Origin of the sequence: Helicobacter sp. TUL (assembly GCF_002287135.1) — a bacterium.
In the GTDB taxonomy this organism is placed as follows: domain Bacteria; phylum Campylobacterota; class Campylobacteria; order Campylobacterales; family Helicobacteraceae; genus Helicobacter_F.
Genome location: NZ_NESU01000016.1, coordinates 19,923 through 31,855, shown reverse-complemented (window position 1 = coordinate 31,855; position 11,933 = coordinate 19,923). Strand labels below are relative to the sequence as shown.

Annotated in this window: 13 protein-coding genes and 1 pseudogene; 7 read left to right on the top strand and 7 right to left on the bottom strand. The window is 38.7% G+C overall.

Translation table 11 applies throughout. From position 1 onward, the window contains the following. Positions 1 to 919 (bottom strand): annotated as a pseudogene (locus B9T66_RS07525) (hypothetical protein); the annotation flags it as partial. A 64-nt stretch (positions 920 to 983) separates the two neighbouring features. Here B9T66_RS07525 and B9T66_RS07520 point away from each other — a divergent pair. Next, positions 984 to 1,523, top strand: coding sequence for a phospholipase D-like domain-containing protein (locus B9T66_RS07520; RefSeq protein WP_095628364.1), 540 nt, complete (start codon positions 984 to 986; stop codon positions 1,521 to 1,523). A 1-nt stretch (position 1,524) separates the two neighbouring features. On the opposite strand, the gene B9T66_RS07515 is transcribed toward B9T66_RS07520, so the two are convergent. The 4 genes from B9T66_RS07515 to B9T66_RS07500 all read right to left on the bottom strand — a co-directional run bounded on the left by B9T66_RS07515 (position 1,525) and on the right by B9T66_RS07500 (position 4,395). Then, positions 1,525 to 1,977, bottom strand: coding sequence for a hypothetical protein (locus tag B9T66_RS07515; RefSeq protein WP_095628363.1), 453 nt, complete (start codon positions 1,975 to 1,977; stop codon positions 1,525 to 1,527). Then, positions 1,967 to 2,371, bottom strand: a complete 405-nt coding sequence (locus B9T66_RS07510) for an AtpZ/AtpI family protein (protein ID WP_308201232.1) — start codon at positions 2,369 to 2,371, stop codon at positions 1,967 to 1,969. Before B9T66_RS07510 ends, B9T66_RS07515 begins: the two co-directional genes overlap by 11 nt. A gap of 9 nt (positions 2,372 to 2,380) precedes the next feature. Continuing rightward, positions 2,381 to 3,688 carry a glutamate-1-semialdehyde 2,1-aminomutase gene (gene hemL, locus B9T66_RS07505; protein WP_095628362.1) on the bottom strand — a complete coding sequence of 436 codons (1,308 nt, stop codon included), beginning with the start codon at positions 3,686 to 3,688 and terminating at the stop codon, positions 2,381 to 2,383. A gap of 65 nt (positions 3,689 to 3,753) precedes the next feature. Continuing rightward, a complete protein-coding gene (locus tag B9T66_RS07500; protein WP_095628361.1) occupies positions 3,754 to 4,395 on the bottom strand; it encodes a M48 family metallopeptidase in 642 nt (213 codons plus the stop codon). A 53-nt stretch (positions 4,396 to 4,448) separates the two neighbouring features. Here B9T66_RS07500 and rplI point away from each other — a divergent pair, with 53 nt between their 5' ends. Then, positions 4,449 to 4,895, top strand: a complete 447-nt coding sequence (gene rplI / locus B9T66_RS07495) for a 50S ribosomal protein L9 (protein WP_095628360.1) — start codon at positions 4,449 to 4,451, stop codon at positions 4,893 to 4,895. A 6-nt stretch (positions 4,896 to 4,901) separates the two neighbouring features. Here rplI and B9T66_RS07490 read toward each other — a convergent pair whose 3' ends face one another. Then, positions 4,902 to 5,318, bottom strand: coding sequence for an META domain-containing protein (locus B9T66_RS07490; protein ID WP_095628359.1), 417 nt, complete (start codon positions 5,316 to 5,318; stop codon positions 4,902 to 4,904). A gap of 84 nt (positions 5,319 to 5,402) precedes the next feature. Then, entirely contained in the window at positions 5,403 to 6,032 is a 630-nt protein-coding gene (locus B9T66_RS07485; RefSeq protein ID WP_095628358.1) for a class II aldolase and adducin N-terminal domain-containing protein, read from the bottom strand. A gap of 282 nt (positions 6,033 to 6,314) precedes the next feature. Here B9T66_RS07485 and B9T66_RS07480 point away from each other — a divergent pair, with 282 nt between their 5' ends. The 5 genes from B9T66_RS07480 to B9T66_RS07460 all read left to right on the top strand — a co-directional run bounded on the left by B9T66_RS07480 (position 6,315) and on the right by B9T66_RS07460 (position 11,867). Continuing rightward, complete coding sequence (locus tag B9T66_RS07480; protein WP_095628357.1) at positions 6,315 to 7,106, top strand: HrcA family transcriptional regulator; 792 nt, start codon at positions 6,315 to 6,317, stop codon at positions 7,104 to 7,106. 19 nt (positions 7,107 to 7,125) lie between these two features. Continuing rightward, positions 7,126 to 7,659 (top strand): nucleotide exchange factor GrpE, encoded by a 534-nt coding sequence (gene grpE / locus B9T66_RS07475; protein WP_095628356.1) that lies wholly within the window; start codon positions 7,126 to 7,128, stop codon positions 7,657 to 7,659. Between the two features lie 21 nt (positions 7,660 to 7,680). After that, positions 7,681 to 9,555 carry a molecular chaperone DnaK gene (gene dnaK, locus B9T66_RS07470; RefSeq protein ID WP_095628355.1) on the top strand — a complete coding sequence of 625 codons (1,875 nt, stop codon included), beginning with the start codon at positions 7,681 to 7,683 and terminating at the stop codon, positions 9,553 to 9,555. A 155-nt stretch (positions 9,556 to 9,710) separates the two neighbouring features. Continuing rightward, positions 9,711 to 10,178: a DUF2147 domain-containing protein gene (locus B9T66_RS07465; protein ID WP_095628354.1), complete on the top strand. Its 468-nt coding sequence runs from the start codon at positions 9,711 to 9,713 to the stop codon at positions 10,176 to 10,178. 3 nt (positions 10,179 to 10,181) lie between these two features. Continuing rightward, positions 10,182 to 11,867: a phytoene desaturase family protein gene (locus tag B9T66_RS07460; RefSeq protein WP_095628353.1), complete on the top strand. Its 1,686-nt coding sequence runs from the start codon at positions 10,182 to 10,184 to the stop codon at positions 11,865 to 11,867. Positions 11,868 to 11,933: the final 66 nt, after the last annotated feature.

Below are 11,933 nucleotides of genomic sequence, written 5' to 3'. Positions count from 1 at the left end.
CCGCATTTTCCAAATCCACATCGCCTAAATCTATATCTTGTGTATCAAGCGCTAGATTCTCATCTTGTATATTCTCATCTTGAGATTGTGTAGATTCTATAGATTCTATGTCGTTATCTTTTGATTCTTGTGTTGGTTGTGAATCTGTAGATTCTATGTCTAAGGCTGTAGAATCTAGTGCTTGTGAATCTATAGCCTCTGTAAGCTCTGTGTCTGTAGATTGTGTTTGTGTGTCTTCATCTATTGTATTTTCTGTAGATTTGGTTTCTTGTGTAGGAGACTTAGAATCTGCTTCATCTAAACTTATGTCTTCTAAGCCCACATCACCTAAATCAATGTCATCTAAATTAAGATCTCCCAAAATATCATCTTTGCCAATCTCTGTGAGCGCGGAGGTTTGCTCTGTATCCTCGGATATTATTGCGTTAGATTCTTCATCTGTGAGGTGGTATTCTTCAGAGAGGGCTTTAAGATGCTCTAGTGGTGAGGACTGCAGGCTATTATCATCTGTATTTGTAGCAAGATCCTCTTGTGAATCTCCTTGCAAACTCGATGGATTTGCTGGAGAATCTGGATTTTGTGAAAATGCTTCCTTGGTTTGCACCTTGGCAATTTGGGCGACCATAATCTCAAGAATATGCGTGGGGATAAAAGGTTTTTTTATGTATTCACTAAAGCCCTTGCTCATTTCCTCGTGTTTAGAATAAATAAGACACGCGCGTCTGCCACTAATAAGCGCATCATACGCTGCCTTATCCATATTGTAGCAACCATCATCAACAATAATATAATCATACTGATCTATATCACCTACTTGACTTGGATCGCTCACGGTTTGAAGCTCGACATTTGCCTTTTGCGCAGTCACTTCGACAAGCTTTTGAACAATTTGGTTTGTGTTAATAAAAAGTATCTTCATCTCACGCCTTGCAGTTTGGATAGTTTTAGTATTATAGCCAAACCATAATGAGAAAGGACATAAAATGTGGGGAAAAAAATATTTTTTGTGTATAGTGTGTTGTTTTGCGCTAGGCTATGGACAAGCAAATGTAGCGACAGAAAGCCTCTATTTTATGCCATATGAAAACACACAAGCACTTCATGATCTCCTAGCACACATCAAAAATGCAACAACAAGTATCAATATCGCAATTTATAGTTTCACTAATAGAGAAATTGCCAAAGCCTTGCGTGATGCCGCACAAAAAGGCGTTGCAATCACAATCATTTATGACAAAAGCGCAAATACCAAAAATGACGCCTCTAGTATTGGTTACCTTGCTAAATACAAGAATATCGAAGTTTGCACACTTGAAGGGAAAAAGGCAGCAAATTATACTGGAATCATGCACCAAAAAATGGCGATTATTGATGATACAACGCTTATCTTGGGATCTGCAAACTGGAGTAAAAATGCATTTTCATATAATTATGAAACACTTCTTATCACGCAAAACCCAACCAACACACACAAAGCACAGCAATACTTTGCGCGTATGCGCCAAGAGTGCAAAGCCTTTTAGTTTATGAGGTTTTAGCACTTTGGAGTGTATAAACACCCATACCCACCACATACACTACCGCAAGGCTAATCCCTGCAAATAGAGTCGTTGGCATTAACATATCATAATACAAAAGCCCACCAATTCCTGCCAAAAGCAACACATATCCCACAATCCGCATTAACGAAAAACTAAGTTTTGTGCCAACCACAAAGCGTGAAGTAAAAGAGGTTTTTTGCTCTTGTGCTACATCCTCATCATTTTTAGACTCTAGATTCTGTTGTGTATGCTCTCTTTGTGTCGCAATAAGTTGGCGCCTTATATGCAAAAATGATCCGCTCATAATCACCCCAAATGCCATATATCCAAGGATAAAACTTATGCCATATCCTATGCCAAATACCAACGACACGCCCATACCACACACTCCAAGCAACACAAACCAAACAATAACCCTCACACCCTTAACGATCATAGGGATCATCCTCATCATCTGTATCTTGTGAATCTTGCAAATACTTATGAGCATTATAGCGCGGATTTTTAGCAAGTTCATCAAGCTCTTTTTTATGTCGCTTGTATGCCTTATAGATATTTAAAAAAGCCGCAGCCACGCCCCAACCAATCCCAAGCCACAAAAGCCAAGAAATACCTGTAAGTTTTTGCAATCCATAGCCTATGCCATAGCCTATAGCTACCGCTACGATAATAGAAATGCCTAGACTTAAATCATACGCACCCTCTACAACCTTTTGGAATCTCGGGGGTTTAGCTTTGCTTGAATCTAGAGATTCTGCAGATTGCGTTTTTTCTGCAGTGCTTGGAGATTCTGTCATAAAAGTATCTTGTGAGATGTTATCTTTTGCCATAATCCAAACCTACAGATCGTTTACAATCTCTTCAAAACTCTCTTTTGCACGATCTAGGGTATCTGAAATCTCTTTATCACCTATACTTGTGCAGATAAAACCAGTTTCAAACTGCGAACACGCAAAATACACGCCTTTTTCAAGCATTTTTTGATGAAACTTTGCAAACATTGTAGTATCACTCTCTCTTGCATCATCAAAATTTCGCACAGCTTTGTCATTAAAGAAAAAGCCAAACATCGAGCCTCTGTGGCATATTTGCAATGGGATTCCCACGCTTTTTGCAGCATCTTGAAGCCCTTGTGTAAGAGTTTTTGCCTTTTGTGAGAGTGCCTCAAAAATATCTGGATTGCTTTTTAATTTTAACAACGAAGTAAGTCCCGCACTCACGGCTATAGGATTACCACTTAGCGTCCCTGCTTGATACACACTACCTACAGGGGAGAGCAAATCCATAATCTCATCTCTGCCCCCAAACGCAGCCAAAGGCATACCACCGCCTATAACCTTGCCAAAAGTCGCCATATCTGGCAACACATCGCAGTATGCCAAACTTCCACGCAAACTTGCCCTAAATCCACTCATCACCTCATCAAAAATAAGCACAGCACCATATGTATCACAAAGCTCACGCAATTGGTGTAAAAATTCCTTATCCGCAGGAACTAGCCCCATATTCCCTGCAATAGGTTCTATAATGACACAACCAACACCACTTCCCTTAGTCTTGCTTTCTTCAAAACACGCACGCACAGAATCTATATCATTATAGCGCGCTACTAGTGTGTGTTTGCTCAAATCTTTTGGCACACCCGGTGAGCTTGGCGCACCAAATGTAGCGCAACCACTTCCCGCACTCACAAGCAAACTATCGCTATGTCCATGATAGCAACCATCAAACTTTATCAAATCATCTTTGCCACTATATGCCCTTGCTACCCTAATAGCACTCATTGTTGCCTCGGTCCCAGAATTCACTAATCGCACTTTTTGGATACCATCATATGTGCCAATAATCTCTTTTGCCAAAGTCGTTTCTAATTCCGTTGGCGCACCAAAACTCAACCCATTTTTGACACTTCGCAACACACTAGATTCTATATCACTATCACAATGCCCAAAAATAAGCGGTCCCCAACTCTGCACATAATCAATATAGGCATTTCCATCTACATCATAAATATACGCACCTTTGGCATTTTGGATAAATCTCGGCACACCACCCACAGATCCAAAAGCACGCACAGGAGAATTCACACCACCTACAATCACTTGTTTTGCTTCATTAAAATCATTGATACTATGAAGGAGATTCATATCTATCCTTTAAATATTAGGTTTTTGGCATTATATCGTGCTTTGCTATAAAAGCACCTAAAAGCTTAGATTGCAAAATCAAGACATGTGCTATGGCGTCGCAAAAGCGCTTTATATAACCACGCATTGTGTCGCAACAATGCACGATATTGTTTATATTCTACACAAAATCTCTCCACAAACGCCCAAAATGCCTTAGAGTGGTTTTTGTAGCGAATGTGTGCAAGCTCGTGAATCACCACATACATAATACATTCTTTTGGTGCAAAAACAAGCATACGCGAAAAACGCAGACGATTATCAAATGTGCAGATTCCAAAAAAACTCTGTGCCTTGCTAAGTTGTATGCTTGTATAAGAGACTTGCATCTGCTCTGCCCATGATGCGCAAAAATGCCGCAATAATGCCTCTAATTCTGCATACATATCATTGATATTACGCACATTATGTTCTTTGGCAAGCTTACTCATAGATAGCCACTCGCCAAAATACAAAATCTCTCCATCTCTATCGTGCAATTCCTGTGCTTCCTTGGCTTCTTTGGCGCGTAAATACTCGCTATTAGAATCTATCCACTCACGATAACGCCTAAGCAGCATATCACAATCTTTTTGTCCATAATAGCTTGGGACACTCACATGCAAAGTCTGTGAATCTATCAAACGCAGATTCACTCTTTTGGTGCCTTTTGTGATTTTTATTTGCAACACATCGCCTTTGTAGTATAATCCCTGACATTATAACCAACTAAGGAGAGAATATGAAAGTCCTACTCATAGAAAATGTGCAAGGGCTAGGCAAAGCTGGGGATATTTGTGAAGTCAAAGATGGCTATGGGCAAAATTTCCTTATCGCCAAAGGCAAGGCAAAACTCGCTACAAATGAAGTCATCAACCGCTACAAAGCCCAACAAAAACAAATCGCACAAAACAAAGCCCTCGAGTTAGCAGAGCAAAAACAACTCGCACAAAGCTTAGAATCTTTAGAAATTACCATTGCTAAAAAAGTGGGTGCAAATAATGCGCTTTTTGGAGCAGTTACCAAAGATGAGATTGCGCACGCGATTAATGAACATATCAAAGCACCTATCGATAAAAAATGGATTATCTTACACGAATCCATAAAGCACACCGGAGATTTTGATATAGAAATAAAACTAGGAAATGGCTTAAGCGCAAATCTCACACTTCACATTATAGGGCAGTAATTGCTCTTAATGTGTTCTTTTAAAAACTGCCTTTGTGAGATCTCGCTCCAACACAAGCTCATCATTATATAGTGTATAGGATACCCCACCATCTCTAAAAAGCATAAGAAGTGCAGATTCTATACTCATACTTTTTTCATCACACATTTTTTTAGTCACCCCCACATTGGAAAATTGCAAGGTTTGTTGAGAATCTTTATAGCTACCAAAAAATGTATTACACCCGCTACTACCGCCAAAATCTTTTTTGGCTTGAAAGTGTAATGTCGCTTTTTGGGCTACATGCGATGTGCTAAGAATCTCACCATTATAATTTAGCAAATACAAATCCCATGCCGATCCATTAAGCACAGGCTTTTCATTCTCCAAAGCTCCCAAAGACGCCACACACAAAAACACAACACATAAAAATTTCCAAATCACCTAACAACCTCTATTTTACTAAACTTTATAAATGCACACGATAAAAGCAAACCCTATACCACAACTGCTTTTAGAGTATCAATATTAAATCCCATAATATGTATGATCTTGGAGATTAAGCATTAGACCTTGGCTTAGTGCGAGAATCTTTGCGCTTTGCTCTATAATGTCAATTTTTTTAGCAATCTCTTCTATATCCCTGCCATACACATACACACCATATCCACGCACAATAATAAAATCCTGCTGACTTTGCTTAAAATGTCGCACAATATCCGTATCTGCACGCTCATACCAAGTCTCAAAATCCTTAGGATCAACAATAGGTATGTTTTCCCCAAGATACACGCAACCAAAATAATCTTTTGGAGCAAAAGTGGCATTTTTGAGGGAAAAGGCTGTGATGTATGGAGGCATTGTGTAGCTGACAAATTTTGCCTCACTAAAATTTGTATAAATATTTGCATGAATATGCGAGTCTTTACTCGCTTCATTCCAACGATAATCGTGCGTATTATCAAGCAAAATCAAATTTTCTGGCGTAAGCTTGTCAAGAGTTGCTTGGCTTTTGTTGATAAGAAAGCGATCTTTGGAGATTCGCGCTGATAGCGATCCATAAAAAATCCCAAAAAAGCCCTTGCTAAACATTGTTGCGGATACGCCTAGAATCTGGCGCGTAACTTCTTGATTAATGTCTCTTGTGTGTATATTCATAAGTGCGTATTATAGCACGAGATGTGTGTATTTATGGCTACATTTTAGGATATTAGGCATTGTATAATGCTAAGATTCTATAATCTTATATAATAAGACACATATTTTATAAATAAATATACTTAATTATCTTTATATAAATAGACTAAACTTTAGTAAAATTTAGCAATTCATTTACCAAATTGCTAAAAATTTCAGTATAATACCGCCAGAAAATTTCACAATACTTAAAAAGAGGCTTAGTTATCAAGCTTGATATTAGGCTTACAGAAAGGAGAGGCGATGAGTTCCAAAAAAGATATATTGCTTGAGCAAGTCATCACACAATATCTCAAGTCCAAAGAGCCTATCGGTTCAGAATCTCTCAAAGCCTCTTGCAGTGTGGAGTTTTCATCAGCGACTATTCGCAATCATTTTAAAACACTTGTGCAGGAGGGTTGGCTTACGCAAACACATAGCAGTAGTGGACGTATTCCTACATATGCTGCGCTTAAAAACCATTGGGTGAAATCCATTGACCCAAAAAGCCCGTGTATGGTGGAAAATATCCAAATTATCAAGCAAAGCAGCTATGCGCATGATATTTGTTGTATTGTGCATATATACACAAAAAATGCGCTACAAGACATCATTAATATCCATAATGATTTTTTAGCGCTAAAACTTGAGAGAGGATATGCAATTCTTGCATACAATGCCTCACTTGAGCGATTTTTGCATGAGCTCAAAAATCTTGATGTTGCAGATATTGTAAAAATCGCCTACCAAGTGCGTGCAAAAGAATTGCTAGATGCACTACATAACGCACAAGAAAGCGAAGTAAAACGCTTTTGTGTGAGTGCTATATACGAAATGTTAGCTTCAACTTCAAACGAGGAGGTATTTTTAGACATTATAAATGGATATTGTTTTGACAAACTTCAAAATGGAATCTATTTTGAGGACTTTTTACCTAAAAATTATCTTGGCATTGTGCAAGAATTTCACACAGCTCAAGGGCAAAGTGGGCAAATCCTTGTATGTGGCAAGATCGATAGGGATTATGTGAGTTTTTATAACCAACTCGCAAGTTAAATCTAACAAAGGAGGTTGTATGCAAGAACAAACACCAGAAAATGAGATACCCAAAGATCTTGAACAAACACAAGAACAAGATCTAGTGCAAGAAGAAGACGCACAACAATCTCAAGATCTGCAAGCCAAATATGATGAGCTCAAAGATCAATATGTGCGGGCATTTGCGGATTTTGAAAATACCAAAAAACGCCTAGAGCGTGAAAAATACCAAAGCCTCGAATACGCAAACGAACGCTTTGGTATAGATCTACTCCCTGTGCTTGATACCTTGCAAAAGGCTTTAGAATCAGCGCAAGCAACGCAAGGAGGAGAAGCGATTGTGCAGGGATTAGAACTCACGCTAGAGAGTTTTTATAAGGCATTGGGCAAACATGGAATCGAACATATACAAACCGATGGAGAGTTTGATCCAAACTTGCACGAATGCTTAATGCAAGTGCCAGATTCCACCAAACAAAATGGGGAAATCGCACAAGTTTTGCAAGGCGGTTACACATACAAAGGGCGTGTTTTGCGTCCAGCAATGGTTAGCATTGTAAAAAACGACTAAATTTAACACAAAGGATACATTATGGCAAAAGTAATTGGTATTGACTTAGGAACAACAAACTCTGCAATGGCAGTGTATGAAGGCAATGAGGCAAAAGTTATCGCAAACAAAGAAGGAAAAAACACTACACCTTCAATCGTGGCTTTTACCGACAAAGGCGAAATTTTGGTGGGTGAACCAGCAAAAAGACAAGCTGTTACCAACCCACAAAAAACAATCTATTCTATCAAACGCATTATGGGGCTAATGTTTAATGAAGACAAAGCCAAAGAGGCAGAAAAACGCCTTCCATACAAAATCATTGATAGAAATGGTGCGTGTGCTGTGGAAATAGCCGACAAAATCTATACACCACAAGAAATTTCAGCAAAAATCTTGATGAAAATCAAAGAAGATGCAGAAAGCTATCTAGGTGAAAGCGTAACAGAAGCCGTAATCACCGTGCCTGCATACTTTAATGATTCACAACGCAAGGCTACCAAAGAAGCAGGAACTATTGCGGGATTAAATGTATTGCGTATCATCAATGAGCCAACTTCTGCGGCACTTGCTTATGGACTTGACAAAAAAGAATCTGAAAAAATTATGGTATATGATTTGGGTGGGGGGACATTTGATGTTACCGTGCTAGAAACAGGAGATAATGTTGTTGAGGTCCTTGCTACAGGTGGTGATGCATTCTTGGGTGGTGATGACTTTGATAATAGAATCATCGATTGGGCAGCCAAAGAATTCCAAGATGAAAGTGGCATTGACATAAAAAATGATGTAATGGCACTCCAACGCCTAAAAGACGCAGCAGAAACTGCCAAAAAAGAACTTAGTAGCGCACAAGAGACAGAATTAAACTTACCATTTATTACCGCTGATGCAAGTGGTCCTAAACATTTGGTAAAAAAACTCACTCGCGCTAAATTTGAAAGTCTCATTGAAGATCTTATCGATGAAACAATCGCAAAAATTGATTTTGTGATCAAAGACGCTGGACTTAGCAAAAGCGATATTAATGAAGTCGTGATGGTGGGAGGTTCAACTCGTATCCCAAAAGTGCAAGAGCGCGTAAAAGAATTTATCGGTAAAGATCTCAATAAATCTGTGAATCCAGATGAAGTTGTGGCAGTGGGTGCAGCGATTCAAGGTGGTGTGCTAAAAGGTGATGTAAAAGATGTCTTGTTGCTTGATGTAACACCTTTAAGTCTAGGAATTGAAACTGCTGGTGGTATCGCTACAAAAATCGTAGAACGCGGGGTAACAATCCCTACGAAAAAAACACAAGTGTTTTCTACATATGAAGATAACCAACCCGCTGTGTCTATCAATGTGTTGCAAGGTGAGCGTGAGTTAGCGCGCGATAACAAATCACTTGGACGATTTGATCTTACAGGTATCCCTGCAGCGCCTCGAGGTGTGCCACAAATTGAAGTTACATTTGATATTGACGCAAATGGAATCTTAACCGTAAGCGCCAAAGACAAAACCACAGGCAAATCCCAAGAGATTAAAATTAGTGGCTCAAGTGGGCTTTCAGATTCTGAAATTGAAAAAATGGTAAAAGATGCAGAACTTCACAAAGAAGAAGACGCAAAGAAAAAAGAGCTTATTGAGCTTAGAAATCAAGCCGATAGCCTTGTATATCAAACAAGAAAAATGCTTGATGAAAACAAAGACAAGATAGATTCTACAGAAGTCGCCAACATAGAATCTGCGCTAAAAGAGCTTGAAGATGCGCTCAAAAATGAAAGTGTGAGCAAAGAAGAAATAGAATCTAAGATACAAAATCTTAGCCAAAAAGCACAATCTCTCGCACAAGCTGCGCAAAACCAAGCGCAAGGTGGAGCGCAAAATGCAGGCAAACAAAACAAAGATGATGATGTCATCGATGCCGAAGTAGAATAACCCTCCCCTTAGATTCTGCTATGTTGTAGGTTTGCTTCACAACCTACATAGCAGAATATCCACTCTCCTAACCTACCTTATGTATTTTCAATATTTAAGCATTAATAGATTGTTGTGTGCTATAATCCCAACCCAAATTTACTAAAAGGTTTGTGATGAAAAAACTTATAGCCCTATGTATCGTGAGTTTTGCAAGTATGAATGCCGCGATAAATGGTATCTATCTGCTTCCCAAAAATGACAAGGGCAAAGAAAGTATCGTAGAAATTTTTGAAAAAAATGCCAAATTATATGCCGTTGGTTTTGCAAACAACGACGGAAGCATAAACACCGATGTAGATTCCAAAAATCCTAATAAATCCCTACAAAAGCGCCCCATTCGTGGATCAGTCTTTGTAGAGATGAAATGCCAATCAGATACAACTTGTGTGGGCAAGATATATAGTTTTGATAGAGGTGCTACCTACCCTATCAAAGCCACATACGCAAATGACACTCTCTCAATCAAAGTAGATACTTTCTTTGGTCCTACTTTTGAATGGAAAAAACTCACCCAAGCACAAGCTATGCGTTTTGAAGACAAAAGGCTTGATACAGCAAATCTTGACACAACTATGGAGTAATGTATGAATACACAAAATTATGACGCTATTATCATTGGATCAGGACTTGGCGGTCTTACTTGCGGAGCTATGTTAGCAAAATCTGGCAAAAAAGTCTTAGTGCTAGAGCAGCACGATTTAATTGGTGGGTGTGCGACTTGTTTTAAACGCAAGGGAATGCTTGTGGATGCTGGACTTCACGAAATGGATCTTGGCACAAAAAAAACAGATATGAAACATATCATCTTTAAAAAACTAGGACTTCTGGATAAAATCACTATCGTGCCTTTGCCTAGTGCTTGGACAATAAGGGTGCTAGATTCTAAAGCCTCTCATACAAGCCAAAATATGCAGGATTTTTTCATTCCGCACAAAACCACAAAAGAAGCCTTAATCGCATATTTCCCACACGAAAAAAAGGGCATTACACAATATTTCAAAAAAATATATTTTCAAGCAAAGCTCAACTATAAATTCCCTTTTGATATGAACTTTTGGGAATTTTTCTTTGCCCCCTTTCATACGCTTTCATTTTTTGCCATAAGTGCGTTTAGGCAACGAAAAGTAGGAAATATGCTAGATTCTATGATACAAGATTCTCAACTCAAAAGAATCCTTAATATCAATATGGTGTATTATCACTACAATGCTTGGAAGTTTAATTGGAATTACCACGCTATCGCACAAACTAACTACTACAATCAAGGCATTTATATCAAAGGAGGATCACAAGCACTCTCTGACGCTCTTGCAGAGATTATTAGAGAAAATGGCGGAGAAGTGCATACAAGATGTGATGTTACCAAAATCCTACTTGATGAAGACAAAGCTATAGGCGTCGCATATATGGATACAAAAGCCAAGCAAACAAAAGAAGTGTTTGGAAAAAATATCGTGGCAAACTGCGATCCACGCAATGTGTATGAAACACTTTTAGATCTAAATCACAGCTCTACCCAATCCCCCACTACACCACAAAAACATATTAATATCACAAAAGATCTCAACCTCACCAAAAATCTTACTACCAAAACATCTTTAGTATCTGTGTATATGGTGTTTGATACCAATCTAAGTGAAAAATTTCCTGATATGGATTACTCGACTTTTTGCGTGGATAAAGAATATTTTGATTTACCATTTGATAAAGCACACGAAGATCTCTTAAAGATAGCGCCAGAAGATCGTAGTTTTGTGTTTGTCAATTACTCCAAAATTGATAGCGGACTAAGCGATCGCCAAGATAGATACCTTGGGGTTATCACAACCTTAGGCACTTATGATGAATGGGAAGGGCTTGACAAAGAAGAATACAAAGCCAAAAAACAACGCATACAACAAAGCTATGAAGCAAAGCTAGAAAAATTTTTCCCAGGCATTATGAGTTTTTGTGTGCATTCTGAATTTGCTACACCAAAAACCATAGAGCGCTATATTAGGACACAAAAAGGCACACCATATGGGTGGGATCAAGACTTAGAAGGCTTTTGGGGCAGAGGTCGCTTCAAATCCAAAAGTATCAAAAACCTCTATTTTGCATCGGTTTTTGGCTTTCCGGGTGCAGGATTCACAGGAGGCTTGCTTGCAGGGTATCGCACCGCTAGAAAAATGCTAGATCCTTATTTTTATCCGCGTCGCCTAAGCCTATGTGTTATTGTGGGTGTGGCTATTAGTCTTGGGGTAATCAAGTGCTTGGAGTATTTCTCCTAAACTTCCCTCTCACAAACGCCACCTATATCATAACTTTACTACAATATGACAAAACTATAACAAAAA

Bases quoted from the DNA above. Each gene is read 5' to 3' on its own strand.
- B9T66_RS07520 (WP_095628364.1), top strand. From the start codon at position 984: ATGTGGGGAAAAAAATATTTTTTGTGTATAGTGTGTTGTTTTGCGCTA.
- B9T66_RS07515 (WP_095628363.1), bottom strand. From the start codon at position 1,977: ATGATCGTTAAGGGTGTGAGGGTTATTGTTTGGTTTGTGTTGCTTGGA.
- B9T66_RS07510 (WP_308201232.1), bottom strand. From the start codon at position 2,371: ATGGCAAAAGATAACATCTCACAAGATACTTTTATGACAGAATCTCCA.
- hemL (WP_095628362.1), bottom strand. From the start codon at position 3,688: ATGAATCTCCTTCATAGTATCAATGATTTTAATGAAGCAAAACAAGTG.
- rplI (WP_095628360.1), top strand. From the start codon at position 4,449: ATGAAAGTCCTACTCATAGAAAATGTGCAAGGGCTAGGCAAAGCTGGG.
- B9T66_RS07485 (WP_095628358.1), bottom strand. From the start codon at position 6,032: ATGAATATACACACAAGAGACATTAATCAAGAAGTTACGCGCCAGATT.
- B9T66_RS07480 (WP_095628357.1), top strand. From the start codon at position 6,315: ATGAGTTCCAAAAAAGATATATTGCTTGAGCAAGTCATCACACAATAT.
- grpE (WP_095628356.1), top strand. From the start codon at position 7,126: ATGCAAGAACAAACACCAGAAAATGAGATACCCAAAGATCTTGAACAA.
- dnaK (WP_095628355.1), top strand. From the start codon at position 7,681: ATGGCAAAAGTAATTGGTATTGACTTAGGAACAACAAACTCTGCAATG.
- B9T66_RS07465 (WP_095628354.1), top strand. From the start codon at position 9,711: ATGAAAAAACTTATAGCCCTATGTATCGTGAGTTTTGCAAGTATGAAT.
- B9T66_RS07460 (WP_095628353.1), top strand. From the start codon at position 10,182: ATGAATACACAAAATTATGACGCTATTATCATTGGATCAGGACTTGGC.